This window comes from Bradyrhizobium shewense (assembly GCF_900094605.1).
Taxonomy (GTDB): Bacteria; Pseudomonadota; Alphaproteobacteria; order Rhizobiales; family Xanthobacteraceae; genus Bradyrhizobium; species Bradyrhizobium shewense.
In genome coordinates this window covers 521,310-538,164 of record NZ_FMAI01000002.1, presented here as the reverse complement: position 1 = coordinate 538,164, position 16,855 = coordinate 521,310, and the positions used below count along the sequence as shown (strand labels likewise).

The following is a 16,855-nucleotide window of genomic DNA, read 5'->3' as shown; positions in this document are numbered from 1 at the left end:
GATGAGCCTCGCCGAACCCGCGGCTCTTCCGGTCGCGACCTCGGCGGCGCCGCGCCTTGACGTCCTGAAGCGCCTCGGCACGCGCTTCAAAGCTTCACTGCCCGCCTATCTCCTGTTGCTGCCCTCGCTGATCTTTCTCGCGCTGTTCACCTATGGCGCGATGGGCCGCGTGCTTATCGATGCGCTCTACCAGCGCGCCACGCCAAAGGCGCCGGTCCGCTTCGTCGGCCTTGACAACATCGCAGCGGTGCTGGCCGATCCCGCCTTCTCCGGCGCCGTCGTCAACAACCTCATCTATGCGGTCGGCACCGCAGTCCCAAGCATCGGGCTTGCACTCTTGTTCGCGCTGGCGCTATCGCGCACCAACGCCGTGAGCAGCGCGCTGCGCGCCGCGCTGTTCCTGCCGGTGCTGATCCCGATGGTCGCGGCCTCGGCGCTGTTCATGTTCATCTTCCTGCCCAATGTCGGCCTGCTCGACTACTATATCGGCCGCCTGCTTCCGGTGCTGCCGAACTGGCTGGGCGACCCCGACATCGCGCTTTACGCGATCATGGTTATCACGATCTGGAAGAACGCGGGCTATTACATGCTGTTCTTCCTCGCCGGCCTTCAAGCCGTGCCCGAAGACGTTATGGAGGCCGCACATCTCGACGGCGCCGGGCCTTACATGCGCCTGCGCCACATCATCCTGCCCGAGCTCAAGCCCACTTTCCTGTTCGTCATCGTGATCGCCACGCTCAACGCGGTGACACAGGTCGACCACGTCTTCGTCATGACCCAGGGCGGACCGTCGAACGCGACCAATCTCGTGTTGTTCTACATCTATCAGCAGGCGGTCGAGCATTACGACGTCGGCAAGGCCTCAGCCGCGACGCTGCTGACGCTCGCCGCGCTGATGGGCCTCACCGCGCTCTCCTTCCGCACCATGGCGAATCGCGAGGGCGGGCCATGAAGCTGATCGACCGCCTGTTCAGGGACGCTCCGCTCGCCACAAGGGGCGAGATCACGCCCAAGCTCGGCTTCCTGCTGACCGTGCTGCTCGCGATCGTCTGGCTCATCCCGTTCCTGTGGATGGTCGCGGCGACGCTGCGCCCGGCCTCCGACGGCATCAATGCCATGGCCGAGCTGATGCCGAGCCTGAAGCCGACGCTCGACAATGTCAGGGATGCCTGGGAGATCGGCGATTTCCCGCGCTACACGCTCAACACCACGATCATCTGCGCCGGCATTTTGCTGGTGCAGTTCGCCACGATCACGCTGGCGGGCTTTGCCTTTGCGCGCCTCGCCTTCGTCGGCAAGACGCTGATCTTCTATCTGTTCCTGATGCAGCTGATGCTGGTGCCGGTGCTGCTGATCGTACCGAACCTGTCGCTGGTGGCGCAACTCGGCCTCTACGACACGCTCACCGGCGTGATGATGCCGTTCTTCGCCTCCGCCTTCGGCACCTTCCTGATGCGCCAGGCGTTCGAAGCCATTCCGACCGAGCTGGAAGACGCAGCCCTGATCGATGGCGCCAGCCTGTTCCAGCGCATCCGTCACATCTACGTGCCGCTATCGATGCCGAGCTTCTCGGCCTTCGCCATCATCTCCGTCACCAGCCACTGGAACGACTTCCTGTGGCCGCTGATGGTGATCAACTCGCCGGACAAGCGGCCGCTCACGGTCGGGCTCTCGGTCTTCACCAAGACCGCCGAAGGCACGCAGGCCTGGGGCACCATCGCCGCCGGCACGCTGATGGTGATCGCGCCGCTGCTCGTCACCTTCCTGATCTTCCAGAAGCGCTTCATCAGCTCTTTCGTCACCTCAGGCATCAAATAGGAGATTCTTCGATGCTGTTCTCCCGCAGGCTCATGCTGGGCCTCGCCATCGCAGGTACCATGGCAGGCGCCCTCGCTTTTCCGGCTCTCGCCGGCGAAGGCCCGACCGAGATCGATCTGTTCTTCCCCGTCCCCGTCGACGGCAAGCTCGCCCGCGACATGGGCACCTTGATCAAGGAGTTCAACGAGACCCATCCGGACGTCAAGGCGACCGCGGTCTACACCGGCTCCTATGACGACACGCTGATCAAGACGCGCGCCGCAATCAAGGCCGGCAAACCGCCGTCCGCCGTGATCATGTCGGCCAACTTCCTGCTCGACATGCAGATCGAGAACGAGCTCACCAATCTCGATGCCCTGATCAAGGCCGACGGCACCACCAAAGAGCAGTTCCTCGGCCAGTTCTTCCCCGCGCTGCAGGGCAATGCGGTGATCAACCGCTCGGTCTACGGCGTCCCGTTCCACAATTCGACGCCGCTGCTCTACATCAACGCCGACAAGGCCAAGGAAGCCGGCCTCGATCCGAGCAAGCCGCCGCAGACCTGGGCCGAGCTCACCGACTGGGCCAAGAAGCTCACCAAGCGCGAGGGCGACAAGGTGACCCAATGGGGCATCGCGATCCCCTGCGCCTACGACTATTGCGGCTGGATGATGGAAACGCTCACCATGTCCAATGGCGGGCGCTACTACAACGAGGAGTTCGGCGGCGAAGTCTATTACGATACGCCCTCGATGCTGGGCGCGCTCACCTGGTGGAATGACCTTGTCTATAAGCACAAGGTCCACGCGCCCGGCGCCACACCCGGCCCTGCCGTCAGCACCTCCTTCATCTCTGGCAATGCCGCGATGATGATGCTGTCGACGGGCTCGCTCACTTATGTGCGCGACAACGCCAAATTCGCCTACAAGGTCGCCTTCATCCCGCGCAACGTCCGCAACGCCGTGCCGATCGGCGGCGCCTCGCTGATCGTTCCGGCCGGGCTCGAGGCCGACAAGCAGAAGGCCGCCTGGACGCTGATCAAGTGGATGACCTCGCCCGAGAAGAGCGGCTGGTGGAGCCGCGCCACCGGCTATTTCGCGCCTAACATGGCCGCCTACAAGACGCCTGAGATGGTGGACTTCCTCAACAAGAACCCGGACGCCAAGACCGCCGTCGAGCAGCTCGACGTCGCAAAGCCCTGGTTCGCGACCTACAAGACCGTGCCGGTGCGCAAGAATCTCGAGGACGAGGTGATGCTGGTCCTCAACGGCAAGAAGCAGCCGAAGGAAGCCCTCGCCGCCGCCCAGAAGGCCGCCGACGAGACGCTGAAGCCGTACAATGCAGAAACGTCGCTGAAGCTGCCGTAAGGCCACTTCAAACGGCAAACGTATTTCGGCGCTCCGCCATGTGGGGCGCCGAATTCGTTTGGACGGGCCGGTTCAGACCGTCACGACAATCTTGCCGAACTGCGTGTTCGACTCAAGGAAGCGATGCGCCTCGACAATATCCTCGAACTTGAACGTTCGCGCGATGATCGGCTTCAACGTGTCGTCCGCCACCCCATCGAGGATGAAAGCCTTGGCCCGCCCAAGTCGCATAGGATCGCGGACGATCTCGTGCACGAGGTAGCCGCGCAGGACCAGGCTCTTGGTCAACACGTTGAAGAGTGGGAACGGCGTCGGCTCAGGGCTCAGCCCGCCATATTCGATCAGGATGCCGCGCGGCGCCATCGCCGCAGTCAGCGGCTCGAACGCCGGACCGCCGACGGCATCAAGCACCACACGGACGCCGTTTGAACCGGCGATCTCCGCCAGCCGCGCTGCGATATCCTCCTCGTCTGAGGCCACGACGTAGGCGGCACCGGCATCGAGCAAGGCCCGCCGCTTGGCCGATGTCCGGCTCAGGGCGACCGGGACAGCCCCGATCCGGTTCGCGATCTGGATTGCGGCAAGCCCGACACTGCTCGATGCCGCCGTGATGGCGACCACGTCCCCTCGCAAGAGTCCGGCGATGTCAACCAGCGCGCCGTAGGCCGTCAGATACTGCATCCATAGCGCTGCCGCTGTCTCGAAGCTTAGATCGGGTGGATGCTTTACGACGAGTTCGGCCGGAAAAGTTGCGAGCTCCGCATAAGCCGGCCATCGCACCATGGATGTGGGCGGCACGATACTGACGGCATCGCCCGGCGCAAAGCCGGCCACGCCTTTGCCGACAGCCTCGACAAGACCCGCCGCCTCGAGACCAAGACCGGACGGAAATTGGGCGGTCTCGATATAGGACCCCGACCGCAACAGGGCTTCCGCACGGTTGAGGCCGAGCGCCCTGATCCGAATCTGAACCTCACCCTTCGCCGGCAGCGGAACGTTGACGGTCTCGATACCCAGCACTTTGGGACCGCCATGGCGGTGAAAGCGAACGACGCGGGCCATGGATACACTCCAAAACAATTGAACTGAATGGAGCTATGCCGATCCCAAGGAAGTGGATAAATCGGCAAAATATGCGAACAGTCGAAACCAGGAGTTTTCAATCATGGACCGCTTGACCAGCATGGCCGTGTTCGTCCGGGCTGTCGACCTCGGCTCGTTCGCGGCTGCGGCCGACGCCCTGGAGATGTCGGGGCCGATGGTCGGCAAGCATGTGCGCTTCCTCGAAGAGCGCCTCGGCGTCCGCCTCCTCAACCGCACCACACGACGACAGAGCCCGACCGAGGCTGGCCAGGCCTATTACGAGCGCTGCCGCGCGGTGCTCAGCGAGGCCGAAGCCGCCGACGCCGTCGTTGCCGACGAGCGTTCCGAGCCGCATGGAAAGCTGCGCGTGACCATGCCTTCCTTGCTCGGACGGCACTGCATCGCCCCGCTGTTGATGAAGCTCGCGCGAAAGTATCCGCATCTCGAGCTCGACCTCTCCTTCGGCGACCCGATCGCTGACATCATCGAGGCCGGCTACGATCTTGCGATCCGGACCGGCGATCTCGATGATCAATCCGGCCTGATCGCGCGGCGCATCGCAAGCCAGCGCATGGTGGTGTGCGGCGCTCGCACGTATTTGCGCACCAACGGCAAGCCGAAATCGATTGACGATCTCTCCGCGCATCAGGCGATCATCTATCGCCGCCGCGGGCGCGTTCGGCCGTGGCTGTTTCCGCAAGCAGACCAGCCTCCGCGCGAGATCATGCCAACCGGCAGGCTGAGGCTCGACGATCTGGAGGCCATCGCCGATGCCGCGGCGCAAGGCATGGGGCTCGCCTGGCTACCCTATTGGCTGGTTCGCGAGCGCCTCAACTCCGGCGCGCTGGTCGGTCTCCTCCGGGGCCAGTCTGAATTCCTCTATGACTGCCACGCACTGTGGCCCCGTTCACCCCGACTGCCCCCCAAGGTCCGCGCCGCCGTGGACACCCTTGCCGCAGCCTTGCCAAAGCTGATGACGGCAAGCGGGTGATTGATTATGTCGTGCGTCCCAAGGCTGACGAGCGCGGCTTCAGCAAATGGCCCGGTTCAAATCCGGGAAAGTTCAATGGGTCCGCGCGCCGGCCCAGCCCTCGCCGGGCCTAGTCCCCCCGCAGCATCGCTTCATTAACCCCTCGTCCACCATTCCGCCGCCCGCGCCGCCGGTAACCATTGCAATTAACAGACCCTCAACGCACCCCCGACAAGTCTAACGGGTCTGTCGGGGGATTTTGCCGTGGATTTGTTGGTTTTCGAGTTCCTGGGATTGGCATTGGTCGCCATGTGCGTGGTCGTGGTGGCGTTGCCCTGCGCCCGCAAATCCTCGCACCGGGTCCGCTACGAATAGGATTTTTGCCGGAAGAAGCGATTCCGGCCCAAAGCAAGGCTCGAATTCGCATCGAGCCCCTTGACATCACAGCACTTTCGGCAGAACGGCTGATATCAAGTGTCATGGGCCGTTCATGGATTTGATTACCACCACCGCTGACCTCGCGGCTGCCTGCAGCCGGCTGGCCAAGCACCCCGTCATTACCGTCGATACCGAGTTCCTGCGCGAGACCACCTACTACCCGCTGCTATGCGTGGTGCAGATGGCCAGCGCCGAGGAAGCCGTCGTCGTCGATACCCTGGCCGAGGGGATCGACCTCAAGCCGTTCTTCGAGCTGATGGCCAACGAGGCCGTGCTGAAGGTCTTCCACGCCGCCCGTCAGGACATCGAGATCATCTGGCATCAGGCCAACATCATCCCGCATCCGGTGTTCGACACCCAGGTTGCCGCGATGGTGCTGGGGTACGGCGACAGCATCGCCTACGACGCGCTGGTCGAGAAAGTCACCGGCCACCGCCCCGACAAGACCCACCGCTTTACCGACTGGTCGCGCCGGCCGCTGACCAAGGAGCAGATGCACTACGCCGTGTCCGACGTCACGCATCTGCGCGACGTATTCGCAGCGCTCGATGCCGACCTCAAGAAGCGCCGGCGCAGCGAATGGGTCTCCATCGAGATGGAGGTCCTGACCTCCCCCCGGACCTACGATTTCCACCCCGAGCGCGCCTGGGAGCGGCTCAAGACGCGGGTGCGCAAGCCGAAGGATCTCGCGGTCCTGATGGAGGTCGCCGCCTGGCGCGAGCAGGAGGCGCAGAGCCGCGACGTGCCGCGCGGCCGCGTGCTGCGCGACGAGGCCATCAGCGATATCGCGACCCACGCGCCGAACACGCTGGAAAAGCTCGCCCATCTGCGCTCGGTGCCGAAGGGCTTCGAGAAGTCCAAATGGGGCGCGGACATCGTCGCCGCGGTCGAGCGCGGGCTGGCGCGGGATTTTTCGACGCTGCCGAAGCTGGAGAAGCCGCGCAACAACAACAATGGCGCGGCGATCGTCGAGCTGTTGAAGGTGCTGCTGCGCATGACCGCGGAGCGGCATGCGGTGGCGAGCAAGGTGATCGCCACCGTCGACGATCTCGAAGAGATCGCGGCCGACGACGAAGCCGACGTCCCCGCCTTGCGCGGCTGGCGCCGCGAGCTGTTCGGCGATGCCGCCTTGAAGCTCAAGCGCGGCGAGCTGGCGCTGGCGATCGAGAAGGGCCGCGTGATTGGCGTGCAGCGGGCGTAGGCCCCAATGTCGTCCTGGCTTTCGCCAGGACGACACCTGAGGGTGTGGCCGGCTGCTCCGGCCACGCCGATCCCTCCATTACGCCGGCGTCAGCTTGGCCACTTCCGCCTTCATGTCATTCAGCACGCCCGAAATGGCGGCGACGAGGTCGTCGATCTGCGCCTTAGTGACGATCAGCGGCGGGCAGATGGCGATGGCGTCCAGCATGTTGCGCGAGATCACGCCGCGCTCCTGGAGCATGCGGCTGGCGATGCCGCCGACGGCGCCCGGCGTCGCCGCTGCGGTCTTGCGTCCCTTGTCGAGCACGAGCTCGATCGCCGCGATCATGCCGACGCCGCGAACCTCGCCTACCAGCGGATGGCTGGTGAGCTCGCGCAGTCTGCCCTGCATGTAAGCGCCGAGCTCGGCGGCATGCGCGACCAGGCCGCGCTCCTCGATGATCCTGAGGTTTTCCAGCGCAACCGCCGATCCGACGGGATGACCGCCCGCCGTGAAGCCGTGGCCGAGCACGCCGATCTTGTTGCTCTCGTCCGCGATCGGCTCGAACATGCGGTCGTTCATGATGATCGCCGAGAACGGGAAATAGCTCGAGGTGATCTGCTTGGAGACCACGAGCACGTCAGGCTTGATGCCGTAGGTCTCGCAGCCGAACATCTTGCCGGTGCGGCCGAAGCCGCAGATCACCTCGTCGGCGACCAGCAGGATGTCGTACTTGTTCAGGACCGCCTGGATCTTGTCCCAATAGGTCGCCGGCGGCACGATGACGCCGCCCGCGCCCATCACCGGCTCGCCGAAGAACGCCGCGATCGTATCTGGCCCTTCCTTCTGGATCAGCGCGTCGAGCTCCTCGGCCCGGCGCGTCGCAAACGCTTCCTCGCTCTCGCCGGGCGCGCCGTCCTTGTAGAAATGCGGCGAGCCCGTGTGCAGGATGTTCGGCAGCGGCAGGTCGAACGAGCGGTGGTTGTTCGGCAGGCCGGTGAGGCTCGCCGAGGCAATGGTGACGCCGTGATAGGCGCGCATCCGGCTGATCACCTTCTTGCGCTGGGGCTGGCCGAGCGCGTTGGAGCGATAGGCGATCAGCTTGAGGACGGTGTCGTTGGCTTCCGAGCCGGAATTGGTGAAGAACACCTTGCTCATCGGCACAGGCGCGAGCGCGACCAGCTTCTCGGCAAGGTCGATCGAGGGCCCGTGCGATTTGGCGGAGAACGTGTGATAAAACGGCAGCGCCTGCATCTGCTTGTGCGCGGCCTCGACAAGCCGCTTCTCGTTGAAGCCCAGCCCAACGCTCCACAGGCCGGCCATCGCCTCGAAATAGCGCTTGCCCGATGCATCGAAGACGTAAGGACCCTCTCCGCGCTCGATCACCAGGGGACCTGCCTGCTGATGGGTGCGCGCGTTGGTGTAGGGATGGAGCTGATAGGCTACATCCCGGGCCTCTTGCGAATTGGGCAGCATGGACATTTGCGGAGATCCTTGAAAGCGTCACGTCGCAGGCATAGCCGGCGTCATCACTCGATGATCAAGTACCTTGGCTATTGCGACAGCGCAGAACTTGCAACGCCAATTCGTCGGCAGCAAGCGCTCAGCAGCGATGCACAAAGATGCACGCGAAAAAGCTGCACGTGACATTGCCGCACGTGACAAATCCGCTCATGGCGAAGCAACACGTGGAGCAGCTCTCATGCCGCGTCGTCGTCATGCCCGTCGTCAGTGCCGGCAGCGGCTTCCCTCACCTCCACCAGCGCCATCGACAGCAGATAGACCGTCGTCGGCAAACCAAGCCCGCGCGCCCTCTCGGCCGCACGCGACAGATCGCTCGCCAGCTCCTTGAGCTCGTCTCCCCGTGACAATCTCTCACCCCATCCGCCGGTCGCGGCCGCCTACACCGCAACGGCGCCGCTGGTTCTGATCAGTTCGGCGCTGGACTGGATTGTAGCAAAATTCCCGATGACATTCACTACCGCATGCTTGTAGGCCGCGGCATCGCCCGTACCCGGCTGCCGGCAAGCCACGGCGTCAGCGACGATTTGGTAGCGATGGCTGCGGTGAAACCCTTCGGCAGCGGTGGCCAGGATGGTCTCGTCCAGGGAAAAACCGATCAGAATGCAGCGCACAGTGCGGATATTGGACATGTAGTCCACAAACCGCGACGAGCTGTAGGCCGACGGCAGCGGATGGTCGAACGTCATCTCTCCCGGCCGCGGCTTGGTCTCCGCGATCCAATCGGTCAGCCTTGATGCCGGATTGAACCACGCCGCCTGCGCGATCCGCTTCAGATGCATCACCGGCCAGAGATTGCCCCGCCACAAGGTCAGGAGTTCCAGGCAGCGCGCAGTGACGGCGTCGCCGTCGAGGACGACGTGGCGGCGCCCAGGGGTCAGATATTCGACCTGGAGATCCGCGCAGACCAGGATCGGCGGATCATCGTGGATGGAAGCCAGCATTGTCTTGCGCAGAGCTGCACCAATTTCAACGGTCGGCGAGCGCGAGGTCCCGCAGCGGTGAGGTCACCGCCCGCCCCGCCGAAGCGTCGAGCACGCCCGGCCGGTCCCAATCGCCTTCGGGTCGGATGATCACATAGGGATCGCTGTCCAGCGTGATCGCGTCCGGGCCCGGCTCGATTTCCAGCAGCATTTCCGTGTAGGAAAAATCCGAGAACGTGACCTTGCGATTGTGGCCGAGCGGCTTGGCGCCGAAATGGGCCCAGAAATCGACCAGCCTGTCCTGTGCCTGGCCGTAGATCTTGCGAAAGCCCTTGCGCTTCACATAGTCGACGCTGGCTTGCACCAGCTTGAACGAGACGCGCGAGCGCCGGTATTGGTGGCGCACCGCGAGCCGCTCCACCTTGGCGAAATCGCCGAAGAAGCGCACCCGCAGGCAGCCTGCGGGCTCGTTGCCGACGAAGCCGATGAAATGGGCCGCGACCATGTCGTTGCCGTCGAACTCCTCCTCGAACGGACAATCCTGCTCGGCGAGGTAGACCGCCGAGCGAATGGCGGTGACCAGCATGAGATCGCTTGGATCGCGCGCAAGGCGGATGGTGATGGCGCGGGAACAGGGCTTGGCGACAGGAATCCTAGTACCGTGCATCTGCAAAACTCCTTGCGTGGATGATCGCGCCTGGCATCCGCATCGGCTGCCGATGCCAGGGCCGCTCGTAGCACCAGAGGTCGGGCTGGAAGCTCGGGACCGGCGCAAAGCCGGTCGCCTTCATGATAGCGCGTCCGGCCACCGTTGACGGCTGCGCATAGCAATCGGCGCTGCGAAACCTTAGCTGTCGCAGATGTGCTGCAACCTTGCCGAGACCGGCGATACCGCGTCCCGTCGCCGCGATCGCCCAGATGTAGATGGCAGCGACCTCTTCGTTCGCGGAAGCGAGATAGCGCGTCTCGGGCGCGGTGAGGCAGATCTCGTCGAGCAGCAGCGCATCGTGCCCGCGGTCATTGAGAAACAGGAAAGCCATGCCGCCGACGAGATCGCCCTTCCGGCGGAACGTCAGGATGCTCTGGGGATCGAACGTGAAGTAATGCGCAAGCTCGGCTGTCCCGATCCGCACGCCCGGCACCAGCCGTTGCGCCATCTGCGAAAGCGCGGCAATTTCGGAAAATTGCGCGCAGCGGACATCCACATCCGGGCTCAGCGGCAAGGCATCGAAATCATGCCTTGCGGCAAACGAGCCTCTTTCCATAGCCATATCGCGCCTCTATCGTCCGGAGCTTTCGTGCCCGCTATGCCAATGAGCTTAGCGGCTGGGGATCAGGAGTATGCAGCAGTTATTGCACCGGGGTGCTGCTATGATGCAGCACCGTGAAGAAGCCCTGGGCGCGTCCTGGGACGATTTGAAACTGTTTTTAGCGTGCGCAAAATATAAAAGTTTTCGCAATGCCGCCGAGGAGCTCGGGCTCACCTCCACGACCCTGATGCGCCGGGTCGACCGGCTCGAAGAGAGCATCGGCTGCAAGCTGTTCCTGCGCGACCAGAGCGGGCTCACGCTCAGCGATGAAGGCACCGCGATGATCGCCGACGTTGCGCATATGGAGCGTCATGCCTTCAACGTCTTCCGGCGCGCCTCGCGGTCGTCGAACGACACCTCAGGCACCGTACGCGTCGCGGTGACGGAAGGCCCGGGCAATTTCTGGATCCTGCCGCGCCTGATCGACTTCCAGAAGACCTACCGCAAGATCACCGTCGATCTGCGCTGCGCGATGGAGCAGGCCGACGTCGCACGGCTTGAATCGGACATCGCGATCCAGCTCGAGCCGCCGACCAATCCGGATCTGATCGTCGCCAAGCTCGGCCGTCTGCACATCTATCCCTTCGTCTCCAAGGAGTACGAAAATCTCTACGGCGTGCCGGCGACGCTGGGCGACCTGAAGAACCACCGCATCATCAAGCAGAGCGCGCCGCAGGTCGACGACGGCGCCTACGCGCGCGTGCTCGGACTGAAGTCGCTCGAGGGCATCGTCGGGATCAAGACCAATTCCTCGGTCGGCGTGCTCTATGCGGTCGAGCGCGGCGCCGGCATCGGCTTCCTGCCGACGGTTTCGACCGCGCTCGGCGCGCCGCTGATCGCCGTCGATCTCGGCGTCAGCCACCACGCCGATCTCTGGCTCACCTATCACCGGGAATTCCGTACCTCCGAGCGCCACAAGATCGTGGTCGACTGGCTGAAGAAGATCTTCGATCCCAAGACCTACCCCTGCTTCCGCGATGAGTTCATCCATCCGAACGCGCTGGTGCCGATGATGACGGCGGCGCGCGAGGGTTTTGGATTGACGGGATATGTCGCGGCGACGCCGACCTAGGAGGCTGCGCCTACCAGCGATATTCGAAGCCGACCGTGCCCTGGTGCGAGGTCAGCTCGTTGCGGAACTTGCCGTCGTAATTGACGTAGAGCCGCGCCACGCTGGTCAGGCTCAGCGAAGCCGAGGCACCGGCATCCACGCCGTAACGGCTCTCACCGATGCCGGGAACGACGATGTTCTGAGCGCCGAGGCTGACCTGGACGGATCCCAGGTCCTGGTGGAAATTGTCGACGAACTTGCCGTAGGCTGACAGGTCCAGGATCTTCTGGTCGATGATGAAGTAGCGGCCGATCTCGGCCCCGATCATGATGCGTGCGCGTGAGAGCGCCGTCGAACCAACGTTGAGCGGGTCGAGGCCGCCGGCCTCCTGGAACGCCGCGCTGGTGGCGCGCACATATTCCAGCGCGCCCTTGGGCACGATGCGCATCTGGTCCTTGGTCCAGTAATAGCTGATCTCGGTCAGCGCGCCGTCGACCGCGGCGCGGTAGCCCGCGGTCGCAAGGCCAAGGCCGGTGTCACGGCTGGAACGGACCTTGCCGAAACCGTGCACCACGGCAAAGGCCCAGGTCCATGGCCCCTTGTCGACCGAGCCGTTGAAGCCGATTTGCGTCAGGTCGAGCGTGGCCGATTGCAGCGCCAGCGGCACGTCGATGTCGGTATGGCTCTGGTCGACTGAGAAGCCGAGATTGACGCCCGGGGCCACGCGCGCGCCAAAACCGGCGACGCCGCCAACCGTCTTGCGCCGGTCGCCGACGAAGTCGCCTTGCGCATCGGTCCGGACCGAGATGCCGTAGCCCTCGAACCAGGTGCGGTAGCGCGGATCCTCGGTGCTGGCCGACGCGCCGCCGCCGCCGGGGTTGGTGCGGAACGTCCGGTTGAAACCGTTCGATGCCTGGTTGCCGAGCCGCTCCAGGAAATTCGAGCCGAGATCGAGCGCAGCGTTGCCGGCTGACGGGGACGGGATCGGGGTGGGCGACGGCGTGGGCGTCGGGGTCGGCGTAGGCGTCGGGCTTTGCGCGAAGACTGGTGACGTGGCCGACATCATCACGACGATCGCTAACGCCGTCGCGATCGCTGCCGCGACCCTGCGGACGCGGTCCAGCCCGATCGTCTGCCGTGTCCCGGAGGGCTGCGATCTGCAGCACATGACGACAAATCCCGAAGCAAATGGCGGCGCGCAAAAATGCAACACGACGCGCAGCCGCATGCGGCGATTTGTGCTGAACTGCCACGTAGCGTCAATCGGTTGCAGTGCTGAGACAGGGGCTATTGCCCTCGATTGTGGTTCCGCGGCCACAGGTCGGAAATTGCAGAACGGCACAATCCGCCCGCCCTTGAAATTTACGCGCGGCTTGCTAACGGGCGATTTTCATGTTGCAATGTTGGACACAATCGGAATTGGCCGCTCTGCTGTGCGTTTCGCGACATTGAGATTCAAGACTCGAACAGACTCCCGGAAGCCCGTTTGTGGCGTGGCACGCGAAAAGCGGCCGCGTCTTTTTTATATCTAGTGGAGGAGACTGAGGATGCCGCAAAAGGGCACCGTCAAATGGTTCAACCCGACCAAGGGCTATGGGTTCATCAAGCCGAACGGCAGCGACAAGGACGTGTTCGTCCACATCTCCGCCGTCGAGCGTGCCGGACTCTCAACCCTCAACGAGAACCAGGTGGTTGAATACGACCTCGTGGAGAACCGCGGCAAAGCATCCGCGGAGAACCTCAAGGTCTCCTGAATTCTCTCAAAGCCAAAGCGCGAGAGATCATGACGTTGCCCCCGGCTCTGCCGGGGGATTTTGTTTTGGGACGCCCATCGCAGGAATGCGCGTCAGCTCACCACCGGCGCCACCAGGAAATTCTCCGACGCCGCACTCCCAGCCGTCTTGCAGACATCACCCTCGATCCGGACCTTGCCGGTGGCGAGCAGCCGCAGCGCTTCGGGATAGATGCGGTGCTCGACCTCGAGGATGCGCTCCGAGAGCGTATCCCCCGTGTCGTGATCGCCGACGGGAACCGCGCCCTGCATCACGATCGGGCCGGCGTCGATCTCGGGGATCACGAAGTGCACCGTCGCGCCGGATAGCTTGACGCCGGCGCGCAAGGCCTGGCCGTGCGGATCGAGGCCGGGGAAGGACGGCAGCAGCGAGGGATGGATGTTGAGCATCCGCCCGTACCAGGCTTTGGTGAACTCGGCCGTGAACAGGCGCATGAAGCCGCCCAGACAAATCAGCTCGATACCGTGCTGGTCGAGCGCCGCCTGCAGCACCTTTTCGAAGCCGGCGCGGTCCTTGCCGAACGGCTTGCTCTCGATCACCAGCGTGTTCACGCCGCTTGCCTTGGCCCGCTCAAGGCCGAGCGCATCGGCCTTGTTCGAAATGACGAGCGAGATCTCGGCCGGGAAATCCGCAGCAGTGGCGGCCCTGATCAGCGCGGACATGTTGGAGCCGCGGCCAGAGATCAGGATGGCGACGCGGCGCTTCACCACAGCGCCAGTCATCACAGCGCCATGTCGAGATGACCGTTGTAGACGACGCGGTGCTCGCCCTCGGCCGGAATCACGGTGCCGAGCTGCGCCACCGTCTCGCCGGCGTCGGTGAAGACCTGCACGACCTCGTCGACCTTGTCGGGCTCGACGATCGCGATCATGCCGATGCCGCAGTTGAAGGTGCGCAGCATCTCCAGCTCGGCGATGCCGGCCTGCGCCGCCAGCCATTTGAACACCGGCAGCACCGGCAGGCGGGCCAGGTCGATGCCTACACCCAGATCCTTCGGCAGCACGCGCGGAATGTTGTCGGTGAAGCCGCCCCCGGTGATATGGGCGAGCCCCTTCACCGCGCCCGTCTCGCGGATCGCGCGCAGGCAGGATTTGACGTAGAGCTTCGTCGGCGTCAGCAGCGCGCCGCCAAGGGTCATAACGGGAGAAAAAGGCGCCGGCGCCTCGAAGCCGAGGCCCGATTGTTCCACGATCTTACGCACCAGCGAGAAGCCGTTGGAATGCACCCCCGACGAGGCAAGGCCGATCACGGCGTCCCCCGCGGCGATATCCTTGCGCGGCAGCAGCGTGCCCCGCTCCGCGGCACCGACGGCAAAGCCGCCGAGATCGTAATCGCCATCCTTGTACAGGCCGGGCATCTCGGCGGTCTCGCCACCGATCAGGGCGCAGCCGGATTCGCGGCAGCCCTCCGCGACGCCTGCGACGATCGAGGCCGTCGCCTCCGGATCGAGCTTGCCGCACGCGAAATAGTCCAGGAAGAACAGCGGCTCGGCCCCCTGCACCACGAGGTCGTTGACGCTCATGGCGACGAGGTCGATGCCGATCCCGCCATGCAGCCCGGTCTCGATCGCGATCTTGACCTTGGTGCCGACGCCGTCGGTCGCGGCCACGAGGACCGGGTCCTTGAACCCGGCCGCCTTGAGGTCGAACAGGCCGCCGAAACCGCCGATCTCGGCGTCGGCGCCCGGCCGTGCGGTAGCGCGCACCATCGGCTTGATCAGGTCGACCAGGCGGTTGCCCGCATCGATATCGACGCCTGAATCGGCGTAAGTGAGGCCGTTTTTGCGGTCGGTCATGCCCGATTTCCAGTGGGTTCGCGGCTGGTTACGTCGAATTCCGGGGACGCGCAATGGCTCGCATGGCGCACCGCCGTATACTATGTAGAGATATCAACCGGTTCAGCCTCCCGAGAGGCCGGATTCGAGGTCAGACCGGGTGCCGGGAAGCGCTTTCGTGAGTATTCCGAATATCATTACCCTGGGCCGCATCATGCTGGTCCCGATCATCGTCTGGGCCATCGTGTCGAGCCAAATGGAGGTGGCGTTCGCCGTCTTCCTGATCGCCGGTATCAGCGACGCCGTGGACGGCTTCCTGGCCAAGCGCTTCAACATGACGAGCGAGCTCGGCGCCCTGCTCGACCCGCTCGCGGACAAGGCGCTGCTGGTCTCGATCTACATGGCGCTCGGCATCTGGGGCGCAATTCCGCGCTGGATCGTGATCCTGGTGGTCTCGCGCGACATCATGATCGTCGCCGCCGTGATCGTGTCCTGGCTGTTCGACCGGCCCGTCGAGATGAAGCCGTCGAAAGTGTCCAAGCTCAACACCGTGGCACAGGTGGCGTTCGCGGCCCTCGTGCTGGCGGCGCTTGCCTTCGGCTTCAAGCCGGCCCCTTATGATATCATCCTGATGGGTCTCGTCACGGTCTTCACGCTCTCCTCCGTGTCGCTCTATCTGGTCGAGTGGCTGCGGCACATGAGTACGATCGAGGCCAAGTAGCACGATCGAGGCCAAATGAGAGGCGATGCGGCCCCGTAAGGCCAACTCCCGCTCGATACGTCCGACCTCTTCAAATGACGCCGGCGCGCCGGCATGGAGCAAAGCAAGCGTGCCAGGCCGCGTTCACCCCCGACAATTGGCGTTTTCGCTTCCGCACGCGGAGAGCCTCAGCCGGGACAATTTCCTCGAAGGCCCCGCCAATGCGGCCGGTCTCGGCCTGATCGACAGCTGGCCGGAATGGCCGAACCGGATCATGTGGCTGGCCGGCCCGGAAGGAAGCGGCAAGAGCCATCTCGCCGCAATCTGGGCCGAGGAGGCCGGCGCCCGCTCCACCACGGCCAATGCGCTGACCGCTGCGGGCGTTCCGGGCACGCTCGCCACCGGCGCGCTGGTGGTCGAGGATCTCAAGGCCAGGGAATTTGACGAACGCGCCCTCTTCCACCTGATGAACCTCGCCCGCGAGGATGGCGCCTACGTCCTGTTCACCGGACGCGAGGTGCCGGCCTCGCTGGAGATCGAGCTTCGCGACCTGCGCTCGCGTCTGCGCGCCGTTCCGGTGGTCGCGTTGCTACCGCCCGACGACCAGCTGTTCCGCGGCCTGATCGTCAAATTCTGCGCCGACCGCCAGCTCACCGTGGACGAGAGCGTGGTCGGCTACCTCGCCACCCGCCTGGAGCGGTCCTCGGCCGCCGCCCGCCAGGCCGTGGAATTGCTCGACAGCGAAGCCCTGCGGCTTGGCCGCCCAGTCACCCGGGCCTTGGCCGCCGAGTTGTTGCGGGACGCCTAACCTGCGCCTCCAGACCACGCGAAGCCCGCTTGACGCGGCGGAGCGGCGGAACATCAATGTCATCGAAACGTCATCGCTCTAACACATGCTCCGGCCGGTTTTGCGCCGCAAGTCGCAAATTGGGGCGAACTGGATGGACC

Annotated in this window: 19 protein-coding genes; 10 read left to right on the top strand and 9 right to left on the bottom strand. The window is 64.3% G+C overall.

Annotated features, from left to right (window positions below; all coding sequences use genetic code 11):
• Position 1 precedes the first annotated feature (1 nt).
• The 3 genes from GA0061098_RS06775 to GA0061098_RS06765 are packed head-to-tail and all read left to right on the top strand — an operon-like array spanning position 2 to position 3,164.
• The gene (locus tag GA0061098_RS06775; protein ID WP_165637189.1) at positions 2–952 is read left to right on the top strand and encodes a carbohydrate ABC transporter permease; all 951 of its coding nucleotides are present in this window, start codon (positions 2–4) and stop codon (positions 950–952) included.
• Positions 949–1,818, top strand: a complete 870-nt coding sequence (locus GA0061098_RS06770; RefSeq protein WP_091955069.1) for a carbohydrate ABC transporter permease — start codon at positions 949–951, stop codon at positions 1,816–1,818. The genes GA0061098_RS06775 and GA0061098_RS06770 overlap by 4 nt, the downstream gene beginning before the upstream one ends.
• A gap of 11 nt (positions 1,819–1,829) precedes the next feature.
• The gene (locus GA0061098_RS06765; RefSeq protein ID WP_091955066.1) at positions 1,830–3,164 is read left to right on the top strand and encodes an ABC transporter substrate-binding protein; all 1,335 of its coding nucleotides are present in this window, start codon (positions 1,830–1,832) and stop codon (positions 3,162–3,164) included.
• 72 nt (positions 3,165–3,236) lie between these two features.
• Here the strand turns inward: GA0061098_RS06765 and GA0061098_RS06760 are convergent, their stop codons facing one another.
• Entirely contained in the window at positions 3,237–4,226 is a 990-nt protein-coding gene (locus GA0061098_RS06760) for a zinc-dependent alcohol dehydrogenase family protein (RefSeq protein ID WP_091955062.1), read from the bottom strand.
• Between the two features lie 103 nt (positions 4,227–4,329).
• On the opposite strand from GA0061098_RS06760, the gene GA0061098_RS06755 reads away from it, so the two are divergent.
• Both GA0061098_RS06755 and rnd read left to right on the top strand, forming a co-directional pair.
• On the top strand, positions 4,330–5,238 hold the full coding sequence (locus GA0061098_RS06755) for a LysR family transcriptional regulator (protein ID WP_091955058.1): 909 nt from the start codon (positions 4,330–4,332) through the stop codon (positions 5,236–5,238).
• A 469-nt stretch (positions 5,239–5,707) separates the two neighbouring features.
• Entirely contained in the window at positions 5,708–6,856 is a 1,149-nt protein-coding gene (rnd, locus tag GA0061098_RS06750; RefSeq protein ID WP_038972944.1) for a ribonuclease D, read from the top strand.
• A gap of 78 nt (positions 6,857–6,934) precedes the next feature.
• Here rnd and GA0061098_RS06745 read toward each other — a convergent pair whose 3' ends face one another.
• The 5 genes from GA0061098_RS06745 to GA0061098_RS06730 all read right to left on the bottom strand — a co-directional run bounded on the left by GA0061098_RS06745 (position 6,935) and on the right by GA0061098_RS06730 (position 10,550).
• On the bottom strand, positions 6,935–8,317 hold the full coding sequence (locus tag GA0061098_RS06745; RefSeq protein WP_091955055.1) for an aspartate aminotransferase family protein: 1,383 nt from the start codon (positions 8,315–8,317) through the stop codon (positions 6,935–6,937).
• A 218-nt stretch (positions 8,318–8,535) separates the two neighbouring features.
• Positions 8,536–8,706: a hypothetical protein gene (locus tag GA0061098_RS44790; protein ID WP_162832232.1), complete on the bottom strand. Its 171-nt coding sequence runs from the start codon at positions 8,704–8,706 to the stop codon at positions 8,536–8,538.
• 30 nt (positions 8,707–8,736) lie between these two features.
• Entirely contained in the window at positions 8,737–9,300 is a 564-nt protein-coding gene (locus tag GA0061098_RS06740; RefSeq protein ID WP_091955051.1) for an isochorismatase family protein, read from the bottom strand.
• A gap of 25 nt (positions 9,301–9,325) precedes the next feature.
• Positions 9,326–9,946, bottom strand: coding sequence for a GNAT family N-acetyltransferase (locus tag GA0061098_RS06735; protein ID WP_028144981.1), 621 nt, complete (start codon positions 9,944–9,946; stop codon positions 9,326–9,328).
• The gene (locus GA0061098_RS06730) at positions 9,933–10,550 is read right to left on the bottom strand and encodes a hypothetical protein (protein WP_165637188.1); all 618 of its coding nucleotides are present in this window, start codon (positions 10,548–10,550) and stop codon (positions 9,933–9,935) included. The genes GA0061098_RS06735 and GA0061098_RS06730 overlap by 14 nt, the downstream gene beginning before the upstream one ends.
• 70 nt (positions 10,551–10,620) lie before the next feature.
• Here GA0061098_RS06730 and GA0061098_RS06725 point away from each other — a divergent pair, with 70 nt between their 5' ends.
• A complete protein-coding gene (locus GA0061098_RS06725; protein WP_091955043.1) occupies positions 10,621–11,661 on the top strand; it encodes a LysR family transcriptional regulator in 1,041 nt (346 codons plus the stop codon).
• Positions 11,662–11,671: 10 nt separating this feature from the next.
• On the opposite strand, the gene GA0061098_RS06720 is transcribed toward GA0061098_RS06725, so the two are convergent.
• Positions 11,672–12,808: an autotransporter outer membrane beta-barrel domain-containing protein gene (locus tag GA0061098_RS06720; RefSeq protein ID WP_165637187.1), complete on the bottom strand. Its 1,137-nt coding sequence runs from the start codon at positions 12,806–12,808 to the stop codon at positions 11,672–11,674.
• On the opposite strand from GA0061098_RS06720, the gene GA0061098_RS44785 reads away from it, so the two are divergent.
• A complete protein-coding gene (locus GA0061098_RS44785) occupies positions 12,693–13,172 on the top strand; it encodes a hypothetical protein (protein ID WP_165637153.1) in 480 nt (159 codons plus the stop codon). The genes GA0061098_RS06720 and GA0061098_RS44785 overlap by 116 nt on opposite strands.
• A gap of 15 nt (positions 13,173–13,187) precedes the next feature.
• Positions 13,188–13,394 (top strand): cold-shock protein, encoded by a 207-nt coding sequence (locus tag GA0061098_RS06710; RefSeq protein ID WP_007591938.1) that lies wholly within the window; start codon positions 13,188–13,190, stop codon positions 13,392–13,394.
• A gap of 92 nt (positions 13,395–13,486) precedes the next feature.
• Here the strand turns inward: GA0061098_RS06710 and purN are convergent, their stop codons facing one another.
• Positions 13,487–14,155 carry a phosphoribosylglycinamide formyltransferase gene (purN, locus tag GA0061098_RS06705; protein ID WP_208610628.1) on the bottom strand — a complete coding sequence of 223 codons (669 nt, stop codon included), beginning with the start codon at positions 14,153–14,155 and terminating at the stop codon, positions 13,487–13,489.
• Positions 14,155–15,228 carry a phosphoribosylformylglycinamidine cyclo-ligase gene (gene purM / locus GA0061098_RS06700; RefSeq protein WP_091955034.1) on the bottom strand — a complete coding sequence of 358 codons (1,074 nt, stop codon included), beginning with the start codon at positions 15,226–15,228 and terminating at the stop codon, positions 14,155–14,157. Before purM ends, purN begins: the two co-directional genes overlap by 1 nt.
• Before the next feature lie 157 nt (positions 15,229–15,385).
• Here purM and GA0061098_RS06695 point away from each other — a divergent pair, with 157 nt between their 5' ends.
• Together GA0061098_RS06695 and GA0061098_RS06690 are read left to right on the top strand one after the other, a co-directional pair.
• Positions 15,386–15,928, top strand: coding sequence for a CDP-alcohol phosphatidyltransferase family protein (locus GA0061098_RS06695; protein WP_025035876.1), 543 nt, complete (start codon positions 15,386–15,388; stop codon positions 15,926–15,928).
• 109 nt (positions 15,929–16,037) lie between these two features.
• Entirely contained in the window at positions 16,038–16,715 is a 678-nt protein-coding gene (locus tag GA0061098_RS06690; RefSeq protein ID WP_091955349.1) for a P-loop NTPase family protein, read from the top strand.
• Positions 16,716–16,855: the final 140 nt, after the last annotated feature.